Annotated in this window: 19 protein-coding genes; 11 read left to right on the top strand and 8 right to left on the bottom strand. The window is 47.1% G+C overall.

Annotated features, from left to right (window positions below):
* Positions 1-240: 240 nt before the first annotated feature.
* The 5 genes from serS to lrp form a co-directional block, all read right to left on the bottom strand.
* Complete coding sequence (serS, locus tag A1OO_RS05220) at positions 241-1,527, bottom strand: serine--tRNA ligase (RefSeq protein ID WP_016961528.1); 1,287 nt, start codon at positions 1,525-1,527, stop codon at positions 241-243.
* 168 nt (positions 1,528-1,695) lie between these two features.
* Positions 1,696-3,030: a replication-associated recombination protein A gene (locus A1OO_RS05215; protein WP_026024053.1), complete on the bottom strand. Its 1,335-nt coding sequence runs from the start codon at positions 3,028-3,030 to the stop codon at positions 1,696-1,698.
* A 123-nt stretch (positions 3,031-3,153) separates the two neighbouring features.
* Positions 3,154-3,750, bottom strand: coding sequence for an outer membrane lipoprotein chaperone LolA (gene lolA, locus A1OO_RS05210; protein WP_026024052.1), 597 nt, complete (start codon positions 3,748-3,750; stop codon positions 3,154-3,156).
* A gap of 13 nt (positions 3,751-3,763) precedes the next feature.
* The gene (locus tag A1OO_RS05205; protein ID WP_017004819.1) at positions 3,764-6,589 is read right to left on the bottom strand and encodes a DNA translocase FtsK; all 2,826 of its coding nucleotides are present in this window, start codon (positions 6,587-6,589) and stop codon (positions 3,764-3,766) included.
* 225 nt (positions 6,590-6,814) lie between these two features.
* Positions 6,815-7,309, bottom strand: coding sequence for a leucine-responsive transcriptional regulator Lrp (lrp, locus tag A1OO_RS05200; RefSeq protein ID WP_016961524.1), 495 nt, complete (start codon positions 7,307-7,309; stop codon positions 6,815-6,817).
* A 165-nt stretch (positions 7,310-7,474) separates the two neighbouring features.
* On the opposite strand from lrp, the gene ald reads away from it, so the two are divergent.
* From ald to infA, 7 genes are all read left to right on the top strand, one after another.
* Positions 7,475-8,590, top strand: coding sequence for an alanine dehydrogenase (ald, locus tag A1OO_RS05195; protein WP_017004818.1), 1,116 nt, complete (start codon positions 7,475-7,477; stop codon positions 8,588-8,590).
* A gap of 121 nt (positions 8,591-8,711) precedes the next feature.
* Positions 8,712-9,674: a thioredoxin-disulfide reductase gene (trxB, locus tag A1OO_RS05190; protein WP_016961522.1), complete on the top strand. Its 963-nt coding sequence runs from the start codon at positions 8,712-8,714 to the stop codon at positions 9,672-9,674.
* A gap of 132 nt (positions 9,675-9,806) precedes the next feature.
* Entirely contained in the window at positions 9,807-11,576 is a 1,770-nt protein-coding gene (gene cydD / locus A1OO_RS05185) for a heme ABC transporter permease/ATP-binding protein CydD (protein ID WP_017004817.1), read from the top strand.
* On the top strand, positions 11,569-13,290 hold the full coding sequence (gene cydC, locus A1OO_RS05180) for a heme ABC transporter ATP-binding protein/permease CydC (RefSeq protein WP_017004816.1): 1,722 nt from the start codon (positions 11,569-11,571) through the stop codon (positions 13,288-13,290). The genes cydD and cydC overlap by 8 nt, the downstream gene beginning before the upstream one ends.
* Before the next feature lie 74 nt (positions 13,291-13,364).
* Positions 13,365-14,087 (top strand): leucyl/phenylalanyl-tRNA--protein transferase, encoded by a 723-nt coding sequence (gene aat / locus A1OO_RS05175; RefSeq protein WP_016961519.1) that lies wholly within the window; start codon positions 13,365-13,367, stop codon positions 14,085-14,087.
* Positions 14,077-14,790, top strand: coding sequence for an arginyltransferase (locus A1OO_RS05170; RefSeq protein WP_016961518.1), 714 nt, complete (start codon positions 14,077-14,079; stop codon positions 14,788-14,790). The genes aat and A1OO_RS05170 overlap by 11 nt, the downstream gene beginning before the upstream one ends.
* A gap of 219 nt (positions 14,791-15,009) precedes the next feature.
* Positions 15,010-15,228, top strand: coding sequence for a translation initiation factor IF-1 (infA, locus tag A1OO_RS05165; protein WP_016961517.1), 219 nt, complete (start codon positions 15,010-15,012; stop codon positions 15,226-15,228).
* A gap of 83 nt (positions 15,229-15,311) precedes the next feature.
* Here infA and clpA read toward each other — a convergent pair whose 3' ends face one another.
* Positions 15,312-17,573: an ATP-dependent Clp protease ATP-binding subunit ClpA gene (gene clpA, locus A1OO_RS05160; RefSeq protein WP_016961516.1), complete on the bottom strand. Its 2,262-nt coding sequence runs from the start codon at positions 17,571-17,573 to the stop codon at positions 15,312-15,314.
* A 58-nt stretch (positions 17,574-17,631) separates the two neighbouring features.
* Positions 17,632-17,952: an ATP-dependent Clp protease adapter ClpS gene (clpS, locus tag A1OO_RS05155; RefSeq protein ID WP_016961515.1), complete on the bottom strand. Its 321-nt coding sequence runs from the start codon at positions 17,950-17,952 to the stop codon at positions 17,632-17,634.
* A gap of 816 nt (positions 17,953-18,768) precedes the next feature.
* Here clpS and cspD point away from each other — a divergent pair.
* Positions 18,769-18,990: a cold shock domain-containing protein CspD gene (gene cspD / locus A1OO_RS05150; RefSeq protein WP_016961514.1), complete on the top strand. Its 222-nt coding sequence runs from the start codon at positions 18,769-18,771 to the stop codon at positions 18,988-18,990.
* A gap of 440 nt (positions 18,991-19,430) precedes the next feature.
* On the opposite strand, the gene icd is transcribed toward cspD, so the two are convergent.
* Positions 19,431-20,678, bottom strand: coding sequence for an NADP-dependent isocitrate dehydrogenase (gene icd / locus A1OO_RS05145; RefSeq protein WP_017004815.1), 1,248 nt, complete (start codon positions 20,676-20,678; stop codon positions 19,431-19,433).
* Between the two features lie 243 nt (positions 20,679-20,921).
* Between icd and A1OO_RS05140 the strand changes: the two genes are divergently transcribed.
* From A1OO_RS05140 to hflD, 3 genes are all read left to right on the top strand, one after another.
* Positions 20,922-21,581: a pseudouridine synthase gene (locus A1OO_RS05140; protein WP_017004814.1), complete on the top strand. Its 660-nt coding sequence runs from the start codon at positions 20,922-20,924 to the stop codon at positions 21,579-21,581.
* 85 nt (positions 21,582-21,666) lie between these two features.
* Positions 21,667-22,779, top strand: a complete 1,113-nt coding sequence (mnmA, locus tag A1OO_RS05135; protein ID WP_017004813.1) for a tRNA 2-thiouridine(34) synthase MnmA — start codon at positions 21,667-21,669, stop codon at positions 22,777-22,779.
* Positions 22,780-22,792: 13 nt separating this feature from the next.
* Positions 22,793-23,413: a high frequency lysogenization protein HflD gene (hflD, locus tag A1OO_RS05130; protein ID WP_016961510.1), complete on the top strand. Its 621-nt coding sequence runs from the start codon at positions 22,793-22,795 to the stop codon at positions 23,411-23,413.
* Positions 23,414-23,433 lie beyond the last annotated feature (20 nt).

Here is a 23,433-nt window from a genome sequence, read left to right as displayed (position 1 = left end):
AAATGAGAAGGTTGCGCCTAATTGATGACTTACGTCGTCGTTGAAGTGATAGTGTTTATTTTTCAATCATTTAAAAAATTCCATGTCAGGGAAATTTGTTTACATCAATTCCATAGAACATGTGATTGCATGGGAAAATAAGGAAACAGTGCCCAAGCCAAAAGACATTTTATTGAATAGCAAAATGGAGATATAAAAAAACCGGCAATGATATGCCGGCCTTCTAAATAGCTATATTAATCAGCCAATCTGAGTCAAACCACCCATATATGGGCGCAGCACTTCTGGTACTTCAATTCGACCATCTTCTAACTGATAATTCTCTAGAATCGCAACCATGGTGCGACCAACCGCCAAACCTGAACCATTCAACGTATGAAGCAGTTCTGGCTTCTTCTCTGCTTTGCGACGGAAACGCGCTTGCATGCGGCGAGCTTGGAAGTCAGTCATGTTTGAACATGATGAAATCTCGCGATACGTGTTTTGAGCAGGAACCCAGACTTCTAAGTCATATGTTTTCGCAGCACCAAAGCCCATATCACCTGTACACAGGATCACTTTACGATAAGGCAAGTTCAGAAGCTGAAGAACTTTCTCAGCATGACCCGTTAGTTCTTCCAGTGCCGCCATTGAATCTTCTGGCTTCACGATTTGAACCAACTCAACTTTGTCAAATTGGTGCATGCGGATCAAACCGCGTGTATCACGACCATAAGAGCCCGCTTCAGAACGGAAACACGGTGTATGTGCTGTCATTCGAATTGGCAAATCTGCTTCGTCAACAATCGTATCGCGTACCATGTTAGTCAGCGGCACTTCAGCAGTTGGGATCAGCGACATGCCAACGCCTTCTTCTGTCGCTGGCTGAGTATGGAACAGGTCTTCACCAAACTTAGGTAGCTGGCCCGTACCGAACAAGCTATCTGCATTTACCAAATACGGCACATACATTTCTGTGTAGCCGTGCTCAGTAGTATGAAGATCAAGCATGAATTGTGCGATGGCACGGTGCAAACGTGCCATCTGTCCTTTCATGACGATGAAGCGAGAACCTGACAGTTTCACGGCACTTGCGAAATCAAGGCCACCAGACATTTCGCCCAGATCAACGTGATCTTTCACTTCAAAATCGTAAGTTTTAGGTTCGCCCCAAACAGAAATTTCAACGTTTTCAGACTCATCTTTACCAACAGGCACAGCATCATCTGCAACGTTTGGTACCATTTGTACAATCGTATTCAGTTCATTTTGAAGCTCAGACAATTCCGCTTTTGCTTTGTTTAGCTCATCGCCTAAGTTTTCAACTTCCGCCAGCAAAGGCTGGATATCTTCGCCTTTCGCCTTCGCCTGACCAATGGACTTAGAACGCGAATTACGCTCAGCCTGCAGCTCTTCAGTGCGAACTTGTAGCGATTTACGCTTTTCTTCTAAGTCGCGAAGTGTGTCAACGTCAAGCTTAAAGCCACGACGCGCTAGCTTTTCAGCGGTTGCGTCCAACTCGGTACGAAGTAGTTTAGAATCCAGCATGTTAATCCTGTGAATCGTTATCTAACAGTGCCTGAAAAATTTAACGCTGCCACGCACTACTATGACAACGCCAATATGAAAGGTGCTTAGCCCACTATTTGATGATATTACCATTGAAAATAGAGGGTATTAATTGGCTTAAACAATACCCAAAATACCCTCTTTTTCCTAGCGTTTTTGCGGGCTATTTACATCTAACTGGTCAAGAAATGCCAACTTCTCAGCGATTTTAATTTCAAGGCCACGATTTACGGGTTGGTAGTATCGCGTACCTTTCATTTCTTGAGGGAAATAGCTCTCACCAGCCGCGTAAGCATTTGGCTCATCATGGGCGTAGCGGTACCCTTCACCGTAACCCAAGTCTTTCATTAAATTCGTGGGGGCATTACGCAGATGGTTGGGTACTTCATAGTCTGGGTGCATTTTGGCATCTGACAGGGCTTGTTTCCAGGCCGTGTATACCGCATTGCTTTTCGGAGCGCAGGCCAAATAAACCGTCGCTTGTGCAATGGCTCGCTCGCCTTCCGACGGACCCACGCGCGTGAAACAATCCCACGCACTGATGGCAATTTGCATCGCTCTTGGGTCGGCATTCCCTATGTCTTCCGAGGCTATCGCTAGCAAACGTCTTGCCACGTATAGAGGATCACCACCTGCAGTAATAATTCGCGCATACCAATACAATGCAGCGTCAGGATCAGAGCCTCGAACAGATTTATGAAACGCCGAAATCAAGTCGTACCAAAGATCGCCTTTGTTATCGAACCTTGCAACTTTTTCACCTGCCACTTCTGCCAACAGCTCTAGCGTGATGAGCTTGTCGCCTTTGTCATCCGCTTCTGCCATATCAGACAACATTTCAAGGTAGTTGAGCGTCATCCGCGCATCACCCGAGGTAAAGTTGGCCAACTGTTCTTTAACATCTGACGGAAAACTCAATTTTTCATTGCCCAAGCCACGGGTTTTGTCCGTCAGGGCTTGTTCAATGACTTCAAGAATATCTTCTTTGTCGAGCGACTTGAGTTTGTAAACCCGTGCACGCGAAAGCAGTGCATTATTCAGTTCAAACGAAGGGTTTTCCGTTGTTGCACCAATAAAGGTGACGGTGCCATCTTCTATATGTGGCAGAAATGCATCTTGCTGGCTTTTGTTAAAGCGATGCACCTCATCAACAAACAGTATGGTCCTGCGCCCAACCAGCTTGCTTTCTTTGGCCTTATCAATCGCAATACGTATGTCTTTGACCCCAGAGGTCACTGCCGAAACACGCTCGATTTCAGCATCGGCATAACCCGCAGCGACTTCCGCTAACGTGGTTTTCCCGGTGCCTGGCGGTCCCCATAAAATCATGGAATGCAGTTGACCGCTTTCGAGTGCGCGACGCAACGGCTTTCCTTCGCTTAAAAGATGTTTTTGACCAATGTATTCGGAAAGATTGGTTGGCCGCATACGGGCAGCGAGGGGGCGAAAATCGTCCGCAAATTCCAGACTGAAATTACTCACAAACAGGACTCTCGGTTAGAGGTTGCAAGGTGTTAACTTAGCATGGCTAAGGCAAACACCTCACTCAATAATAAAAATGCGATTGGGTGCAAAAGGCGCTAAGAGGACCAGCGCCTGTCGAGATTATTGACGTTGATCGTCCAGCTCTACCCCTTCAGGAACAGTAAAGCTGAAAAGTGAAGCACTTGGCGACACATTCTTGATATTTTCAAGCTCAAAACGACTGGTTTGGCCATCTTGTTCTACAACAGCAAACTCTGTGATACGCCCATCGGTGCGCACATCGACGATAAACTCACCCAGATTACTGGCTTGCTTTGGCGACAAAACGAAAGTATCTCCGTCTTGCTTCACGTTGTAATTGTTCCAGTCTTTCGGGTCATTACGCGTTAGCAGAACAAACGGTGTTTGCGACGTTGCATCTTCCAACCACATGGCAGTGACTTGCTCAATAAACGGGCTGTAGTACCACAAGGTTTTACCGTCTGAAACAAGGATGTTTTCATCCGGTCGCACCGTTTCCCAGTTGAACAAGTTAGGACGTTTCATGGCAAGTTTGCCTTCGCCTTCACTGATCAGCTCTCCTTCAGGGCTCGTCACTCTCTGCTCGAAGCTAGCCGTAAAGTTGTTTAATTTACCTAAGCGAGTGTTTAATTCTTGCTGGGGTGTTGCAAATACTGCTGGCGCTACCAGCAGTAAGGACATCAACATCTTTCTCATTCTATTTTTCCAATCAATCTCTTGGCGGTGGTGGCGGAGCCAACACCTCTCGATTTGAGTTATGGCCTGGTGCGCTGACAATGCCCTGCACTTCCAGTTGTTCTACGATTCGCGCAGCACGGTTGTAACCAATTTTAAAGCGACGCTGTACGCCAGAGACTGACGCACGGCGAGATTCAGTCACAAATTCAACCACCTGATCGAACAGTTGATCCAACTCTTCACCACCTTCGGCAGCTTCGCCCGGTAACAAGCCTTCTGAGCCTTGGTCACCATTGGTAATGTCGGTAATGTATTGCGGTTTACCCCGTGCTTTCCAGTTACTCACAACACGGTGAACTTCATCATCATTGACGAAAGCACCATGGACACGCGCTGGATGGTTCGAGCCGTTTGGCATAAAGAGCATGTCACCCATACCCAGCAATGATTCAGCGCCACCTTGGTCAAGAATGGTGCGTGAGTCAGTTTTGGTTGATACAGTAAAAGCCACACGTGTTGGAATATTGGCTTTGATAAGACCCGTGATCACATCCACTGACGGGCGCTGCGTAGCCAACACAAGGTGAATACCTGCGGCACGCGCTTTTTGCGCCAGACGAGCAATTAGCTCTTCAACCTTCTTGCCCACAACCATCATCAGATCAGCGAACTCATCGACAATTACAACGATATAAGGCAGTTTTTCCAGTGAAGGCGCCGTTTCGTCCATGCTGTCACCCGGACTCCACAGTGGATCGGGAATAGGATGATTGGCATCAGCAGCTTCTTTCACTTTTTCGTTGAAGCCACCGATGTTTCTCACACCGAGCATAGACATGAGTTTGTAGCGGCGTTCCATCTCGGCCACACACCAACGCAACGCGTTGCCCGCGTCTTTCATGTCAGTAACCACTTCGGTTAGCAGATGCGGGATACCTTCATAGACGGACAATTCGAGCATTTTAGGGTCAATCATGATGAAGCGAACATCTTCTGGGCCCGCTTTGTACAACATGCTGACGATCATGACATTCACACCGACCGATTTACCTGAACCTGTGGTACCTGCCACCAGCATGTGAGGCGCTTTGGCAAGATCAGTCACGATCGCTTCGCCTGCAATATCTTTACCCAATACCACAGAAAGCGGTGATTTCGACGATTGGAAGCGCTCGCTCGCCACCACATCTGACATAAACACAGTTTCACGACTGGTGTTCGGTAACTCTAGACCGATATAGGGTTTGCCTGGGATCACATCGACTACACGCACGGCGCTCGTCGAAAGAGAGCGGGCGATGTCTTTTGATAGTCCCATGATGCGGCTGACTTTGACGCCTGGTGCAAGTTCTAATTCGAAACGTGTGATAACTGGGCCTGGGAATATACCCATCACGGTCACTTTAATCTTGTACTCTTCCAATCGCGTTTCGATAAGACGCGCTTGGTACTGAAGTTCTTCGTCTGTTGCCCGTGTCGCGGTGTTACGCGGCGGGTCCAACAAATCAAGGGTTGGCAGAGGTTCTTTAGGTCTGGGTACGTTCGGCTCATCTTTGACCAAAAATGGGTGTAACGCACCAGCGGCATTCTTCTGAGCTTCACGGATAGTCTGCTGGAATGGGTCTTCATCATCAGGGATCACGGACATGGCTTGTGCCCTATCTAGTTCTGATAGACCATCTGTGTTGCCAATAGCAACGTCAGGACGAGACTCGTCGTTAAGTTCGACAACATCGACATTCATCGAATTTCCTTCCGCTGTCTCGGCTTCAATAGCACTCTCATCAAGATCAACAGGCGGTGTTTCAACTATCGATTCAGAAGGCGTAGGTGCATCCATCATCAAGGCATCGACGTCACCGCTAGGCTGAACAGATGTCTCCACGTCATCATTGCTGATGTCGTCATGACTAACTTCAACGTCAGCGTTATTATCAACAACGCTTTCAAAGACCGGAGCTGGTGACGGGGCAATCACAACCTCAGGGCTGGATTCCATCGTCATGCTTGGTTCTTTACGTTCGACAATCACTGGTGCTGGTGAATGGATTACTGGCATGCCACTGCGCGCACTTGAATCAACCAGTTCATTCACACGTTGGACTTTGCTCAGCGCTGCAATGTCTACCAGCTCACGCTGGTCGCCATCTCTCGTTGGATCAGCAAACAGTGGATCAGACACGTCGACATTTGTTGTATCTATCGTGGCACCCAATGTTTGAGGTTTATCACCGCGAATACGATTCACAACCCATGTGATAGAAGAGAGGGTTTTCTCCCCCAGCGTATCGACGATGGTTAACCATGATATACCTGTAAACAAGGTAAAACCGGCCGCCCACAGAAACATCAATATCAGTGTGGAACCTAGTAGGTTAAACAACGGCAAAGAGAGTGCCGTCAGTACATCACCCACAACGCCACCGGAAGAAAAATACCAGAAGTCATCGAAATTCAGATCTGCCAACGCGGTACTCGTTAATAGAAGCAGAGCAACACCCAAGATTTTGGTGGCCAAGATGGTGTAGTTCAGTGGCTCCGATTCGCCACGACGACGAAATACAACCCAACCACCAAGAAGAAGCAAGAATGGCATGGGATACGCCAACGTACCCAGCGCAAAGAAAAACGTGTCTGCAACCCATGCGCCTGTACTGCCTGCTGCGTTTTGCACCGGTCCATCCCAAGCGGTCTGTGACCATGAAGGATCGGAGGAGTCGTAACTAAGAAGGGACACTAACATGAACACAGCAGACAAGAGCGCGAGAATAAGTGCGCTTTCTTTTAAACGTTGTTTCCCGTTTAAACGACGTGAGGTGTCTGTCTGTTTCTGCTCCTGACGCAAGAAGAACTCCATTATCACCTATCTTTCTAAATTTAAGCCCCAAAATGGACGCGATGGCTTTGTAATTATTCATTATTTGCCGAAGACACGAAGGAAGAAATAGCCTTATTTCCTCTTTCAACGCCCTTTACTTGCAAAAGTGTACACCAAACAAAAAAACAAACCGAGCAGCAAGCTACTCGGTTTATCGAATATAACACTAATGTCAGCCCTCTTTGTTTGAGGGATGTGAGCTTTTTAACGCGTTTTGATGACCAAATGGTTAGTTTGCTTCACTTCTTCCATGACGACATACGTACGAGTGTCGTTCACACCTGGCAGACGAAGTAACGTCTCACCCAAAAGTTTACGATACGCCGACATGTCCGATACGCGGGTTTTAAGCAAATAGTCGAAATCGCCCGATACCAAATGACACTCCTGGATATCTTCGAGCTGCTGAACGGCCTTGTTAAACTGTTCGAACACATCCGGTGCACCACGGTTAAGTGTGATTTCTACAAATACCAACAGTGATGCATCGAGGAACTGAGGGTTCAACAACGCAGTGTAACCACTGATATAACCTTGTCTTTCTAGGCGACGAACGCGCTCAAGACAGGGTGTTGGCGACAGTCCTACTCGCTTAGACAGTTCAACGTTTGATACGCGACCATCTTTTTGAAGCTCATTAAGGATATTTCTGTCAATGCGATCCAATTCCTTGGAGGGTTTCTTTTTGGCGTCAACCATTTTTTATTCCACCTTCTTACGTCCTTGCAATGTAAAATGCCATTTTCATTAACATAACTTATATTTTTAGCATCAAATCTGGCTTTCCGCGAACTATACTAGCTCTAAATACAATAATACTACAAAACAACAGCTAATAACTCTATAAAGAAGCGAGGAATCAGGATGATCATTGGTGTACCTAAAGAGATTAAGAACCACGAGTATCGAGTCGGCATGGTTCCTGCCAGCGTACGCGAGCTTGTTTCCCGTGGCCACGCTGTGTACGTCCAGTCACAGGCAGGCATGGGCATTGGCTTTAGCGATGACGATTACATCAATGCTGGTGCTTCTATTCTTCCAAGCGCAGAAGAAGTGTTTGCCACTGCTGAAATGATTGTCAAAGTTAAAGAGCCGCAGGCCGTTGAACGAGCCTTACTTCGCGAAGGGCAAATTTTGTTTACCTATTTGCACCTTGCACCAGATTTTCCACAGACACAAGACCTTATCAAGAGCAAAGCTGTCTGTATAGCCTATGAAACCGTAACAGATTCTAAAGGTCGACTACCACTTTTGGCGCCGATGTCAGAAGTCGCTGGTCGCATGTCGATTCAGGCAGGTGCACAGGCACTAGAAAAATCTCGTGGTGGCGCAGGAATGCTTCTAGGCGGCGTACCAGGCGTAGAACCCGCGAAAATTGTGGTCTTGGGTGGTGGCGTTGTTGGCTCCAATGCAGCGCGTATGGCAGTGGGTATGCGCGCTGATGTTTCCATCTTAGATCGCAACATTGATACGCTAAGATCATTAGATGAAGAGTTTCAGGGACGCGCGAAAGTACTCTATTCCACAGAAGAAATTCTTGAAAAACACGTTCTCGCCGCAGATTTGGTCATCGGAGCAGTGCTAATTCCCGGTGCAGCAGCACCAAAATTGGTGACGGCCGATCACATCGCAAGAATGAAACCGGGCTCTGCCGTTGTCGACGTTGCGATTGACCAAGGTGGTTGTTTCGAGACTTCGCATGCAACAACCCACGCTGATCCGACATATATCGTGGACGATGTCGTTCATTATTGCGTAGCAAACATGCCAGGAGCCGTAGCACGAACTTCTACCTTTGCATTGAATAACGCTACCTTGCCCTACATTGTGAAACTGGCAAATATGGGGTATCGAGATGCACTGCTTAGTAATGAAGGTCTGCTGAAAGGTCTAAATGTGATTAACGGCAACGTCACCATCAAAGAAGTTGCAGAAGCCTTTGATCTCGATTACCTCGATCCAAGAGTTGCGCTCGCATAATCTTCAAGTAATAACAGATAACACAATTCCATGAAGGGCACCGCAAGGTGCTCTTTCTTTAGCAACACATTTTCCCTACAATCTCTCTCATTACATAACACTCAATCCATCCGGAGAAATAATGAGCAACGTAAAGCATTCAAGCCTTCTTATCTTAGGTTCAGGTCCTGCAGGTTACACCGCTGCAGTCTATGCTGCGCGCGCTAACCTTACGCCAGTCATGGTGACAGGGATGCAACAGGGCGGTCAGCTAACGACCACCACAGAGGTCGAGAACTGGCCAGGGGATGCTGAAGGGTTAACTGGTCCCGCTCTGATGGAGCGCATGAAAGAGCATGCGGAAAAATTTGATACCGAAATCATTTTCGATCACATCAATGAAACCGATCTGACTCAGCGTCCTTTTCGCCTAAAAGGCGACAGTGCCGAATACACCTGTGATGCACTAATCATTGCAACCGGCGCTTCTGCTCAATACTTGGGTATGGAGTCTGAGGAAAAATTCAAAGGTCGCGGCGTTTCAGCGTGCGCAACGTGTGATGGCTTCTTTTATCGCAATCAAAAAGTCGCGGTCATCGGTGGTGGTAACACGGCAGTTGAAGAAGCACTGTACTTGTCTAATATTGCTTCTGAAGTACACCTTATTCACCGTCGTGACACTTTCCGTGCCGAAAAGATCTTGGTTAGTCGCCTGATGGATAAAGTCGAGAACGGTAACATTACTCTTCACACCGATCGTGTCCTTGACGAAGTCTTGGGTGACGACATGGGCGTGACTGGCGTTCGAATCAAAGAAACCCAATCTGACGTAACGCAAGATCTGGAAGTCATGGGCTTGTTCGTGGCCATTGGCCATAAACCAAATACCAGCATCTTTGAAGGCCAACTGGACATGCACAATGGTTACATCAAAGTGCAATCAGGCCTTGAAGGCAACGCGACTCAAACCAGCGTTGACGGTGTTTTTGCGGCGGGTGACGTCATGGATCACATCTATCGCCAAGCCATCACCTCTGCAGGTACAGGTTGCATGGCTGCACTGGATGCAGAACGCTTCCTTGATGCGTTAGAAAGCAATAAGTAATTCGCGTTTCTAGGCCCATTTATGGGCCTATATTTTTGCCAATTTAGCCTTCCTTTACTCCAAGGCAACCATTGAGATTGCATCACTGAAGTCATGCTCAAGTGCCGTGGAATAATAAAACCAAGAAGTACTATGGATAAAAAGAAACAACGCTCGCTTGTCCAGTGGCTCAAAGGGCAAAGTAAGCTTGGCAAAACCTGGCTCATCGCAGCGATTGGCTTGGCATTTCTGTCTGGTCTTTTTTTGATCGCCCAAGCCGCATTACTTGCCAATATTCTTCACGAACTCATCATAGAGAAAACCGACAAATCCGATATTTGGCTTTCTTTCGTCGGATTGGCGATCATTGTTTGTCTTCGTGCAGTTTGCAGTTGGGGGAAAGAACAAGCCGGCTATCGCGCAGGGGAAGCCGTGCGTCTTCACGTTCGTCATCTTATTCTTGATAAGCTCCAGACACTGGGACCTGCAACTATCCAAGGTAAACCTGCCGGTTCTTGGGCAAGCTTGGTGCTAGAGCAAGTCGAAGATATGCAAGATTTCTTTGCGCGTTATTTACCGCAAATGGCAATCGCAGGTCTCATACCTTTTGTCATCCTGCTCGTCGTCTTCCCCCTTAACTGGGCCGCTGGGCTTATCTTCATGCTTACAGCGCCATTAGTGCCGTTTTTCATGGCACTGGTTGGTATGGGAGCTGCTGACGCAAACCGACGCAACTTTAAGGCACTACAACGCCTTTCTGGCCACTTTTATGATCGTCTACGAGGTCTCGCTACCATCAGACTATTTGATCAGGCTGAAGCTGAAAGTAACTATCTCAAGGTCGCCTCTGAAGATTTTCGCAAACGCACAATGGAAGTATTGCGCTTGGCGTTTCTCTCATCAGCAGTACTAGAGTTCTTTACATCACTGTCCATTGCTATCACGGCTGTTTACTTTGGTTTTAGTTACATTGGCGAGCTGAATTTCGGTCACTATGGCTTAGGCATTTCACTGTTTGTTGGTGTTTTCGTTCTGGTTCTCGCCCCTGAGTTTTACCAGCCTTTGCGCGATCTCGGTACGTATTACCACGCGAAAGCGCAAGCGATTGGTGCAGCAGAATCTATTGTTAATTTCCTCGATGCCGAGCCAGAGCATCAAGCATCAGGTACAGCAAAAATCCCCGCAAATATCGTGGCAATCAAAGCAACAGATCTTGAAGTACTCAGTCCTGATGGCGTGATATTGGCCGGCCCGCTTAGCTTTGACATCAAAGCTGGCGAGCGCGTGGCTTTAGTTGGCCAAAGCGGAGCCGGTAAAACCAGCCTTATTAACGCCCTACTTGGCTTTTTGCCTTATCGTGGTAGCCTGAAAATCAACGGTATAGAACTTAATCAGGCTGATTTAGCGCATTGGCGTAAACAAGTCAGCTGGGTCGGTCAAAACCCTCAACTTTTCCATGGCAGTATCAAGGACAATATCTGTCTTCCTGCACCATTGGCGACCGATGATCAGATCCAACGTGCAACGAAAGCCGCCTATGCTGATGAGTTCATTCAACACCTCGACCAAGGCTACTTGCACCACGTGGGCGATCGCGCAAGTGGTTTGTCCGTCGGCCAAGCGCAACGTATTGCGGTGGCACGTGCGCTGCTACAAGATGGTCAGTTCTGGTTATTAGATGAACCGACAGCGAGTCTTGATGCGTCGAGCGAGCGATTAGTGATGGACAGTCTGAACAAAGCCACGAAAGACACCACCACATTGCTCGTGAGCCATCGTATCGATCAGCTTGGTACCACAGATAACATTTTGGTGATGAGCAAAGGTAAGTTGGTACAACAAGGCCCATTTGAAGCGCTTAAACACGAAGGTACATTTGCTGAAATGATCCAAGCGGTTGACAGGAGTGACCTTGATGCGTGATCTCATTCCTTTTCTTAAACTCTACAAAAAGCATTGGTTTGGTTTGCTGTTAGGCATGCTACTTTCGTTTGCGACCCTGGCCTCTGCGATCAGTCTACTCACTCTGTCCGGTTGGTTTATTGCCGCGTCGGCGGTAGCGGGACTTGCGGCGGCGAGCAATTTTAATTACATGTTACCCGCTGCGGGTGTTCGTGGTTTTTCGATTGCACGTACTGCTGGGCGATGGGGCGAACGCGTTGTCAGCCACAACGCCACATTCAAACTGCTCGCAGATCTTCGTATTTTCTTCTTCGACAAACTCACACCGCTGATCCCTGGCAAAGTGGGTAACTTACGTGATGCCGATATTCTCAATCGATTGGTTGCCGATGTGGATGCGATGGACCATGTCTATCTTCGCCTTATCAGCCCATTGTTTGTCGGCGTGCTCGGCATATTTTGTGTTAGCGGCTTCCTATATTGGTTCGATCCAAAACTGGGACTCACGCTCGGTGTGATTCTTCTGTCGCTCATGTTAATACTGCCCGTGGTGTTTTACCGTCTTGGTGGCCCACATGGGGAAGAAATTACACGTGCAAAGTCTGAGCTTCGAATTTCACTCGTTGATTGGCTCCAAGGGCACGCTGAACTGCAAATCTTTGGTGCAGCAGATAGGTTCCGCGAACGCGCGCATGATGCTGAAAAGCGGCTACTTGGCGCGCAACGTCAAATGGCAGGCGTGACGGGTTTAGCGAATGGGATATTGCTCGCCGCAAATGGATTAACCTTGGTGTTGATGCTTTGGATAGCTGCTGATGGTGTAGGCGGGAACTTCCCGAACCCTATGGTGGCGATGGTGGCGTTTACGACGATGGCAAGCTTTGAGTTGATGATGCCCGTTGCCGGCGCATTCCAGTATTTAAGCCAAACAATGACCTCTGCTAAACGATTGAACGAGATCATCGAAGCAACGCCTGAAACTCAATTCGACCCAATGGGTTACAACAATACGGCTAAGGGGCAAATTGAGTTCCAAGACGTAAGCTATTCTTACCATTGCGCAGATAAGCCTGCGGTTGATTCCGTATCGCTTACCATCAAAGTCGGTGAGAAAGTGGCGCTGCTTGGTCGCACCGGGTGTGGTAAGTCAACCCTGCTGCAGCTCCTCACACGCTCTTGGGACCCCTCACAAGGAACGGTTAGCATAGATGGTCAACCTCTAACTGCGTGGCGTGAGTCGGCGCTTAGAGCGTCCATCGCTGTTGTTAGCCAACGTGTCGACATCTTTAATGGTGCATTGCGTAACAACCTCTCTATGGCAAAGCCAACTGCAACAGACGAAGAATTGATCTCAGTGATTGAGCAAGTCGGACTTTCCGATCTTTTGGATGGTCCCGGCTTGGACGTTTGGCTTGGCGACGGCGGTCGACAATTATCAGGGGGAGAACGCCGCCGCTTAGGGATTGCGCGTGCACTATTGCGCGATGCGCCTATCTTGCTGCTGGACGAGCCAACCGAAGGGCTTGATGTCAAAACCGAGCAGCAGATTCTGTCTTTGCTTCTTGAGCATGCAAAAGGCAAAACGGTTCTGTTTATCACCCATCGCTTAGTTGGCCTCAAAGACATGGACACTGTGTGTTTAATGGATGAAGGCCGAATTATTGAGCAAGGTGACCATCAAAGCTTGAAGGCTGCCGGTGGGCGTTACACTAACCTGCTTCAACGTATTCAGTAATCGGCATGAGTTTGTATAATTAAGGGAGCCTCGGCTCCCTTTTTTGCAACCGGGAACAGGAACCCATACTAGCTATGACCATATATTTACCGCCACTGGATGACAACGACCCAGAGCTATTTCCGCCTGTGAGCAGCGCGTTGGATGATCCTGATGGACTTCTTGCCATTGGTGGTGATCTGTCACCACAACGCCTTAGGGCGGCTTATGAGCATGGAATCTTTCCATGGTTTGGCAATGAAGAACCTTATCTTTGGTGGTCACCGTCTGAGCGGGCAGTCATCGACCCGACAACGTTCGTCCCTAGCAAAAGCCTGAGGAAGTTTGCACGTAAGCAAGGCTTTCGTGTTTCGATCAATCATCGATTTGACGACGTTATCGAGCAATGCGCGCTGATCCGTGGAGCCCATCAAGTTTGGATCACGCACGAAATGCGCGAAGCCTACAAAAAACTGCATCGACTTGGTGGTGCACACAGTGTCGAAGTTTGGCAAGGTGACACATTGGTAGGCGGCTTATACGGTGTGGGAATAGGAGGACTGTTTTGCGGAGAATCTATGTTCTCCCTACAAACCAACGCATCTAAAACAGCACTTTGGCGTTTCTGCGAACACTTCAAGCAACATGGCGGCCGATTGATCGACTGCCAAATGATGACTGAGCACCTCGCCTCTTTAGGCGCACAACCTCTGCCACGTGCTGATTTCATCCAACGACTTAACCAGCTGAAACATCGCATTACTGATGCCACGCTTTTTCAGTCTCAGTGGATCAGTGGTGATCTCAATGGACAATAACACCATGGTGAAACGATCGTTTCGTGTTGGAGTCATGGCGCCGTCGTCGTGTTCCTATCTGCCGGACAGGCAAGAGTCCATCGCGGTTGTGCTAGATCCCGAACTTCACAACATGGATGGCTACAATGCCCTCATTCAGTCTGGCTTTCGCCGCAGTGGCAGCAACATCTATCGTCCTCACTGCGGTGAATGCAGTGCATGCCATTCACTGCGCGTAGACACGTTTGGTTTCACACCGTCCAAAAGCCAGAAACGTCAAATTAACCAGCTCTCTCGCCTTGATGTTCGACTTCAAGACACGTTAGATGATGAATGGTTCTCATTGTACGAACGCTACATCAACAAGCGTCATCAGCAGGGCTCTATGTATCCTGCAAACAAACATGATTTTCTTTCTTTTGTGCAAAGTGACTGGCAAGACTCAAAATTCCTTCACCTTTTTGACCAAGGGAAATTAATAGCGATTGCCGTCACGGATGTTCTGGAGCAGGGATACAGCGCTATCTACAGCTTTTTTGACCCAGACCACCCTTGGTCACTTGGCTCACTGTGCGTGTTAGCACAAATAAAAGTGGCCATAGAAAACAAAACGCCTTGGCTTTATTTAGGTTTTCAAATAGATGAATGCGATGCAATGCGTTATAAACAAAAATTCAAACCCCATCAGCGTTTTGTCGCGGGACAATGGCAACAAACTCCCTAGGGTTTAAAGTAAACATCACCCCAACGTCAATCGGCCAGAATGCCCACTTTGACTTTCACAGAATGAAGTATTTAGCCCAAACCGCAACCGATAGCCGATTTTTACTGGTCAGCCAGAGAGCAAAAGAGTAAAATTTCGGCCTTGAACTTTACAGACTTAACGAATCAAGGCATTATCTGCCAGTCAAAAATTGGCTGATTGATAGCCTAAGAGGATTAAATGGCAAAAGAAGACGTAATTGAATTGCAAGGTACCGTACTGGACACCCTGCCAAACACCATGTTTCGCGTAGAACTAGAGAACGGCCACGTAGTAACTGCTCACATCTCTGGTAAGATGCGCAAAAACTACATCCGTATCCTTACCGGTGACAAAGTTACCGTTGAAATGACGCCTTACGATCTGTCGAAGGGACGCATTATCTTCCGCGCGCGCTAATCATCACGTCTCGCGAACACGAAAAACCCGGCTTTCAGGCCGGGTTTTGTCATATTTATAATCTGTAAATCTACCTAGTTGTATCAGGCAGGTTCCATCTCATCGCTGAAGCTAAATGTCAGTGCATCGCTTTTCACGTCCACTTTCACCGTGCCACCGTTGACCAGACACCCAAACAACAACTCGTTGGCCAGATTTTTCTTAACGTGTTCTTGCATCACACGAGCCATTGGACGTGCGCCCATTGACTTGTCATAGCCCTTCTCTGCTAACCAGAATTTCGCTTTGTCGGTGACTTCCAAAGACACGCCGCGAACATCCAGCTGAGCTTGCAGTTCGACCACAAATTTATCAACCACTTGAAGAATGACTTCTTTATCAAGATGATTGAACCAGATGATGTTATCGAGACGGTTACGGAACTCTGGTGAGAACATTTTCTTGATCTCAGCCATAGCATCAAGGCTATGATCTTGCTGAATCAGACCAATCGATTTACGAACCGTTTCGGTTACGCCCGCATTCGTCGTCATCACAAGGATGACATTTCGGAAATCTGCTTTTCGGCCATTGTTGTCCGTCAGCGTACCGTTATCCATCACCTGCAAAAGCAAGTTAAACACATCAGGGTGCGCTTTCTCGATTTCATCAAGCAGCACAACACTGTGAGGGTGTTTGATCACAGCATCGGTCAATAAACCGCCTTGATCGTAGCCAACATAGCCAGGAGGCGCACCAATCAAACGACTGACAGTATGACGCTCCATGTACTCAGACATATCAAAACGCTGAAGCTCAATGCCCATAGCGCGAGCCAGTTGCACCGTCACTTCGGTTTTACCTACCCCTGTCGGGCCCGCAAACAAAAATGAACCTACTGGTTTGTTTTCTGCACCCAGACCGGCTCTGCTTAGCTTAATCGCTTCACACAGCGCACCAATGGCATCGTCTTGCCCAAACACCAGCATTTTCAATTTATGCTCAAGCGATTGAAGCACTTCGCGATCCGATGAAGAAATAGACTTCTCAGGGATACGCGCCATTCTGGCGATCATGGATTCAATATCACCCACGCCTACCGTCTTCTTACGCTTGTTTGCAGGCGCCAAACGGCAGCGAGCTCCCGCTTCATCAATCACATCAATGGCTTTATCCGGCAAATGACGGTCATTAATGTATTTCGCTGATAGCTCAACTGCAGCGCGAATCGCTTTGTTGGTATATCTCACTTCGTGGTGAGCTTCGTATTTCGATTTCAGACCCATCAAAATTTTAGTGGTGTCATCAATCGAAGGCTCAATCACATCAATCTTTTGGAAGCGACGCGCAAGTGCTCGCTCTTTTTCAAAAATACTGCTGTATTCCTGATAAGTGGTCGAACCGATGCAACGAAGTTTGCCGCTAGAAAGCAGTGGCTTAATTAGGTTAGCGGCGTCTACCTGACCACCTGACGCTGCGCCAGCACCAATGATGGTATGAATTTCATCAATAAATAGTACCGCATGCTCTTCTTTTTCAAGCTGCTTCAAAATGCCTTTGAAACGCTTTTCGAAGTCGCCACGGTATTTAGTACCCGCCAACAAAGAGCCTATATCGAGCGAGTAAATGACGCAGTTTTGAATAATCTCCGGCACTTGGCCTTCAACAATCCGCCATGCTAGCCCCTCAGCAATCGCCGTCTTACCGACGCCAGCTTCACCGACGAGTAGCGGGTTGTTTTTACGGCGACGACAAAGTACTTGAATTGTTCGCTCAAGTTCTTTGTCTCGACCAATCAAAGGATCAATGCCACCGACACGGGCAAGTTGGTTTAGATTAGTCGCGAAATTTTCAAGACGCTCTTCACCACCTTCAACAGCCGCTTCTTCTGATGACAAATCAGCACCAGGCAATTCATCATCACTGCTAGAAGATTTTGTCGTGCCATGGGAAATGTAGTTAACAACATCGAGTCGGCTAATATCGTTTTTCTTCAGCAAATAGGCCGCATGGGACTCTTGTTCACTAAAGATAGCCACCAGCACATTAGCGCCACTCACTTCGCTGCGGCCTGAAGATTGAACATGGAAGACAGCACGCTGAAGCACGCGCTGGAAACTCAGGGTTGGCTGAGTCTCGCGATTGTCGTCATCGACAGGGATGAGCGGTGTTGTTTGTTCAATAAATGCTTCTAGCTCTTTACGCAAAGCATCAAGGTCAGCGCGGCACGCAAGCAAAGCTTCGCGAGCAGCCACATTTTCCAGAAGCGCCAATAGCAAATGTTCCACTGTCATAAACTCATGACGTTTTTCACGTGCTCTAGCAAAAGCCCCGTTCAGGCTTGCTTCGAGTTCTTTATTTAGCATAAGGCACCTCCCTCAAATACCACATTATGGCGTGCCGGAGAAAACCAAGTTCTCCTTCTTAGGCTTTCTCCATTGTGCACAACAATGGGTGTTGATGTTCTTTTGCGTACATCATTACCTGGGCGACTTTCATCTCGGCAACTTCCGCACTGTAAACGCCACAAACAGCCTTTCCTTCGTAATGAACTGCTAACATCACTTGCGTTGCTTTCTCTATGTCCATGGTGAAAAAACGCTGCAAAATCTCTACAACAAACTCCATGGGGGTGTAATCATCATTATTCAACATCACTTTATATAAGGATGGCGGCTTTACTTTAGTTTCTTCCGCTTCTTTTACATCAGAATCCGGAACTATCCATTCGTACTTTTTGCTCATAACTGCTTACAATCTTTAAGGTAGCTCAAGTGTTCTTTACAAAACAAGGTTTTATACGTCAGGTTTGTAGATTGAGATATCAAACACAAGATTTGCTACCACTACTTAAAACGTAATCCACAGATTGTATTCCAGCAACCATAACAATGCCATGTTGCTCGAACCCTCTCACTGAAATTCACCTTGTCTCACCCAATATGAAGCGACACCACTCGCATTGCAAATTTTGCAATTCGTATGTAAGCCACGGCAGCACTACAAAGTGAACCACCTAGCATGTCAAAAATTCCATACAAAAACACATTGCATCTCAATGCCTCAAAAATGACAAAATGTCTCGAGGAATATAAAGTTAATTTTCGTAATTAATGTTTCAGCATGAATTATTCACCCTAGGAATATATCTGAACTGGTGTATTTAGTCATTAAGCCACTAAAGCACACTCCCAAGTTTAAATTCATATTTTTCATAACATTATCAATACACCCCAAGAGCATAGATGTCGTCATGGTAGTGTTTTCAACTGATGGGTTTGTAAATTATACTCCTAGATCAAAGTATTACATGTAACACATGGTCGTATTAATGAAACAAATTCTACCAAAATGATACTCATATCATCCTTCCGTCACATCACTGGTTATTTTTATTAAAATGTTGTTATATAGACGTTCAGACGCTTGACTGTCTAAATCTTTCTACTAGAGTGGGAATTGAAGTAAAAACATACAGCATCAATTACGATTGAGTAACATGATTGCAAATGTTGGTTTTACTCATAGTTATGCAATTTGAATGCAAGAGGGATGTTTCGCATGGCAACTGGTACGGTTAAATGGTTTAACAATGCTAAAGGGTTTGGTTTTATCTGCCCTGATGAGGGTGATGGTGATATCTTCGCGCACTACTCAACAATCCAGATGGATGGATATCGCACTTTGAAAGCTGGTCAAACAGTGAACTATGAAGTGCAAGAGGGCCCCAAAGGCTATCACGCAAGTGAAATTGTTCCAGTAGAAAACGAAGCCCTAAAATAAAATAGTGTTGCTACAATCTTTTTGCTGCCCGAAGGTCGACATTTAAAGAGCGAACTCAAGTTCGCTCTTTTTACTTTCAAAGCCCCCTAAAACGACGCTCTCGCCATTAATCGCTCATCACCCACATCTATACCCAATATTCCCACGCTGCAGGCCTAGCGCTTCATATGAGTCTGCATATCCCAGCGTAACCTTCAATCTAGTCTTCAACGTCAGTCTGTTTACAAGAGATATTATTGCTTTCCTGTTTTGTTGATGATTTTCAACGCATATAAATCATGATGTTTTAGGGCAGCGACACGCGTTCACGCACCTATTTAAAAGCCAACAAATACTTGTTGAACACACAATCTTTAGTTGGCAAGTACACAGAGACAAAAAAACCCAGCCGAGGCTGGGTTTGTTCAATCAAAACGCTCACTCAATAAATGAATGATGGATTACATTTGATCGACCATGTCTTGTGCGAACTCAGAACACTTACGCAGTGTTGCACCGTCCATCAGACGCTCAAAGTCATAAGTCACAGTCTTGTTGCTGATCGCTTTTTCCATTGAACTGATGATGAGGTCAGCCGCTTCTGTCCAACCCATGTGGCGAAGCATCATTTCTGCAGAAAGGATCAAAGAACCAGGGTTTACTTTGTCCTGGCCTGCATACTTAGGAGCCGTACCGTGCGTTGCTTCGAACAATGCAATGCCGTCACCGATGTTTGCACCAGGTGCAATACCGATACCACCAACTTGAGCAGCCAATGCATCAGAGATGTAATCGCCGTTTAGGTTCATGGTTGCAATGACATCATACTCTGCAGGGCGCAGAAGGATTTGCTGCAGGAACGCATCAGCAATGACATCTTTAATGATAATTTCTTTGCCAGTGTTTGGGTTTTTCAGCGTCATCCATGGACCACCGTCCAACAACTCTGCACCAAACTCTTCTTTTGCTACTTCATAGCCCCAATCTTTGAAGGCACCTTCGGTGAACTTCATGATGTTGCCTTTGTGAACTAGCGTCATTGAATCACGATCGTTGTCAATCGTGTATTGAATCGCCGCGCGAACCAAACGCTTAGTGCCTTGCTCAGAAACAGGCTTGATACCGATACCACATTCTTCGTCAAAACGGATTTTCGTTGCACCCATTTCTTCTTTCAGGAATTTGATCACTTTATCGGCTTCTGCAGTACCTGCTTTAAACTCAACACCTGCGTAGATGTCTTCTGAGTTCTCACGGTAAATAACCATGTCAGTCAGTTCAGGTTGCTTCACTGGACTTGGTACACCAGAGAAGTAACGAACTGGACGAACACAAATGTACAGATCAAGCTCTTGGCGCAGTGCCACGTTCAAAGAACGAATGCCGCCGCCTACTGGCGTAGTCAGAGGGCCTTTGATTGATACTTTGTATTCACGAACAAAATCCAGTGTTTCAGTAGGCAACCACTCGTCTTCACCGTACACCTGCGTTGATTTCTCACCGGTGTAGATTTCCATCCAGGAGATCTTACGGTCACCGCCGTAAGCTTTTTCTACTGCCGCATCAACAACTTTGATCATTGCAGGGCTAACATCAATACCAATACCGTCACCCTCGATGTAAGGGATGATTGGATTGTTAGGAACGACTAATTTGCCGTTTTCAACTGCAATTTTCTCACCTGCTGGTACGACTACTTTGCTTTCCATTTAATTCTCCTAGCGTCCATTTTCTATTTAGCGCTTACCAAACAGAACAATTTGCCGTCGTGCTGCGATTTTCCCAACAGGCTGAGATTGAGCTAACAGTCTGATGTAGCACGTCAGGTAATTGTTCTGTTTGGTATAACATGCGAGCAAAAGAATACTGTAAATCATGCAACACGCCAATCACATTATTCCATGTATAATACCAAGGTCTCATTTGTTACCAGACCTGATTGACAGTACTTCATGACGTTTAAAACTACATCGAAAAGAAGCGTGAATAAGCCCGCTTCAAACCCTGATTTCCGACGCACTTCACGTCGTCGGTCCGATAAACCTGCAAGGCCAAAAGGGCCAACAAAGGTCATCATATTCAATAAACCTTTCAACACCCTGACACAATTCACCGGCGAGCCTAGTGATTCGACGTTGGCAGACTATATTTCTGTCAAAGATGTGTATGCAGCCGGCCGCTTGGACAAAGACAGCGAAGGGCTACTTGTGCTTACTAATGACGGCATTTTGCAAGCACGTCTTACTCAGCCAAAATCCAAGTCACCCAAAGTCTACTGGGTACAAGTTGAAGGCATTCCTTCAAATGAAGCAATAGCACAGCTTCGTGAAGGCGTGGAACTCAATGACGGTTGGACGTTGCCAGCAGGTGTTGAAGTGATGGAAGAGCCTGAATTGTGGCCTCGAAACCCGCCCATTCGTCACCGCCCTTCCGTGCCAACCACTTGGCTTGCTATCACGTTAGAAGAAGGACGAAACCGTCAGGTTCGTCGAATGACCGCAGCCATTGGACACCCGACGTTACGTTTGGTGCGTTATCAAATGGCAGGATGGACCGTTGAAGGTCTGCAACCTGGTGAATGGCGAGAAGTTTCACCGCCTTCGCGCGAGTGAAACTGTGACTAACATCCCATCTGTAACCGCGTAAAGGATTCTGGTAAACTCTGCCACCGATTTAATTGGAGCTAGAAATTTCGTCATGTCAGATAACAGCAGCAAAAAAGTTATTGTCGGTATGTCCGGCGGCGTCGACTCCTCAGTGTCCGCCTATTTACTGAAGCAACAAGGCTATCAGGTAGAAGGCCTTTTCATGAAAAACTGGGAAGAAGACGATAACGACGAGTACTGCTCGGCAGCGGAAGATCTGGCCGATGCACAAGCCGTTTGTGACAAGCTTGGTATTGAGATGCACACCATCAACTTTGCAGCTGAATACTGGGATAACGTCTTCGAGCACTTCCTGACTGAATACAAAGCCGGGCGCACGCCAAACCCAGACATTCTTTGTAACAAAGAAATCAAGTTCAAAGCCTTCTTGGAATTTGCCGACGAAGTGCTAGAAGCTGATTACATTGCAATGGGTCACTATGTCCGCCGCACCTTCCCTACACAGGAAGGTGAAACGGCACAGATGCTTCGCGGCGTCGATAACAACAAAGACCAGAGCTACTTCTTGTATACGCTGAGCCACGAGCAAGTTGCACGCAGCCTGTTCCCTGTTGGCGAGCTAGAGAAACCGGAAGTACGCCGTATTGCAGAAGAGCAAGATCTGATCACCGCAAAGAAGAAGGATTCAACCGGTATCTGCTTTATCGGTGAGCGCAAATTCACTGACTTTTTGGCGAAATATTTACCCGCACAACCGGGTGTTATCGAAACCACTGAAGGTCAAGCAATAGGCGAACACCAAGGCTTGATGTACCACACATTGGGTCAACGTAAAGGCTTGCATATTGGCGGGCAAAAAGGCGGTGGTGGTCTAGAAGCGGCTTGGTATGTCGTTGATAAAGATGTCGTGCGTAACGTGCTTATTGTTGCACAAGGTCATGATCACCCACGTCTATTTTCAGATGGGTTGATTGCTGGTCAACTGCATTGGGTCGATCGTCATACGATGACCGAACCATTGAAGTGCACCGTAAAAACGCGATACCGCCAACAAGACATATCATGTACCATCGAGCCCATTGATGGAGACCAAATCAAAGTCATCTTTGATGAGCCGCAAGCTGCGGTAACTCCAGGTCAATCAGCGGTATTTTATTCCGGTGATGTTTGCCTAGGCGGTGGCATCATTGAGCAGCGAATTTAAGGAGCAATCGTCAGTGGCTAATACTTTATTTGATCGAACCATCGCGTTCGCAAGTATCTGTCAATCCGTCAAACTGGTGCAGGAAATATCACGTACAGGCAGCTGTGACCCAGATGCACTCAGCGCCAGCTTGAAGAGTATTATTGTCACTAACCCTGCTTCCACACTGGAGGTTTTCGGCAATGAAGAAAACCTCACAGTGGGTTTAAACACGCTCATTAGCGAACTAGATAACAGCCCTGGTGGCAGCGAACTTACGCGTTATCTCATTAACCTGCTCGCACTGGAACGTAAGCTTTCAGGCCGTCGTGATAGCCTCGCGCAATTGTCTGATCGCCTGGAAAACGTCCAGCGTCAGGTGCAACATTTTGACCTGCTTGATGATCAAATGATCAGCAACCTTGCCAGTGTATATTTGGATACGATTAGTCCGTTAGGTCCACGAATTCAGGTCACTGGTAACCCAGCTCAATTGCAGCAAACGGGCGTGCAACATAAAGTCCGTGCCTTACTGCTATCTGGGATCCGCAGCGCCGTATTATGGCGTCAGGTCGGCGGCAAGCGCCGTCATCTTATCTTTGGCCGCAAACAAATGATTGAGCAGGCCAAAATCATCTTAGCCCGAAATTCGTAATAATAATTCAGGAGAGAGAC

It is taken from the genome of Enterovibrio norvegicus FF-33 (assembly GCF_000286835.2).
GTDB classification, from domain to species: domain Bacteria; phylum Pseudomonadota; class Gammaproteobacteria; order Enterobacterales; family Vibrionaceae; genus Enterovibrio; species Enterovibrio norvegicus_A.
The sequence above is the reverse complement of the archived record's forward strand: the minus strand, read 5'-3'. Positions and strand labels throughout refer to the sequence as shown.

Excerpts from the sequence above, each read along its gene's own strand:
- clpA (WP_016961516.1), bottom strand. The coding sequence starts at position 17,573 with ATGCTAAATAAAGAACTCGAAGCAAGCCTGAACGGGGCTTTTGCTAGA.
- A1OO_RS05205 (WP_017004819.1), bottom strand. The coding sequence starts at position 6,589 with ATGGAGTTCTTCTTGCGTCAGGAGCAGAAACAGACAGACACCTCACGT.
- lrp (WP_016961524.1), bottom strand. The coding sequence starts at position 7,309 with ATGGTTGACGCCAAAAAGAAACCCTCCAAGGAATTGGATCGCATTGAC.
- serS (WP_016961528.1), bottom strand. The coding sequence starts at position 1,527 with ATGCTGGATTCTAAACTACTTCGTACCGAGTTGGACGCAACCGCTGAA.
- cydC (WP_017004816.1), top strand. The coding sequence starts at position 11,569 with ATGCGTGATCTCATTCCTTTTCTTAAACTCTACAAAAAGCATTGGTTT.
- lolA (WP_026024052.1), bottom strand. The coding sequence starts at position 3,750 with ATGAGAAAGATGTTGATGTCCTTACTGCTGGTAGCGCCAGCAGTATTT.
- infA (WP_016961517.1), top strand. The coding sequence starts at position 15,010 with ATGGCAAAAGAAGACGTAATTGAATTGCAAGGTACCGTACTGGACACC.
- cydD (WP_017004817.1), top strand. The coding sequence starts at position 9,807 with ATGGATAAAAAGAAACAACGCTCGCTTGTCCAGTGGCTCAAAGGGCAA.
- cspD (WP_016961514.1), top strand. The coding sequence starts at position 18,769 with ATGGCAACTGGTACGGTTAAATGGTTTAACAATGCTAAAGGGTTTGGT.
- mnmA (WP_017004813.1), top strand. The coding sequence starts at position 21,667 with ATGTCAGATAACAGCAGCAAAAAAGTTATTGTCGGTATGTCCGGCGGC.
- A1OO_RS05140 (WP_017004814.1), top strand. The coding sequence starts at position 20,922 with ATGACGTTTAAAACTACATCGAAAAGAAGCGTGAATAAGCCCGCTTCA.
- A1OO_RS05170 (WP_016961518.1), top strand. The coding sequence starts at position 14,077 with ATGGACAATAACACCATGGTGAAACGATCGTTTCGTGTTGGAGTCATG.
- ald (WP_017004818.1), top strand. The coding sequence starts at position 7,475 with ATGATCATTGGTGTACCTAAAGAGATTAAGAACCACGAGTATCGAGTC.
- clpS (WP_016961515.1), bottom strand. The coding sequence starts at position 17,952 with ATGAGCAAAAAGTACGAATGGATAGTTCCGGATTCTGATGTAAAAGAA.
- icd (WP_017004815.1), bottom strand. The coding sequence starts at position 20,678 with ATGGAAAGCAAAGTAGTCGTACCAGCAGGTGAGAAAATTGCAGTTGAA.
- trxB (WP_016961522.1), top strand. The coding sequence starts at position 8,712 with ATGAGCAACGTAAAGCATTCAAGCCTTCTTATCTTAGGTTCAGGTCCT.
- aat (WP_016961519.1), top strand. The coding sequence starts at position 13,365 with ATGACCATATATTTACCGCCACTGGATGACAACGACCCAGAGCTATTT.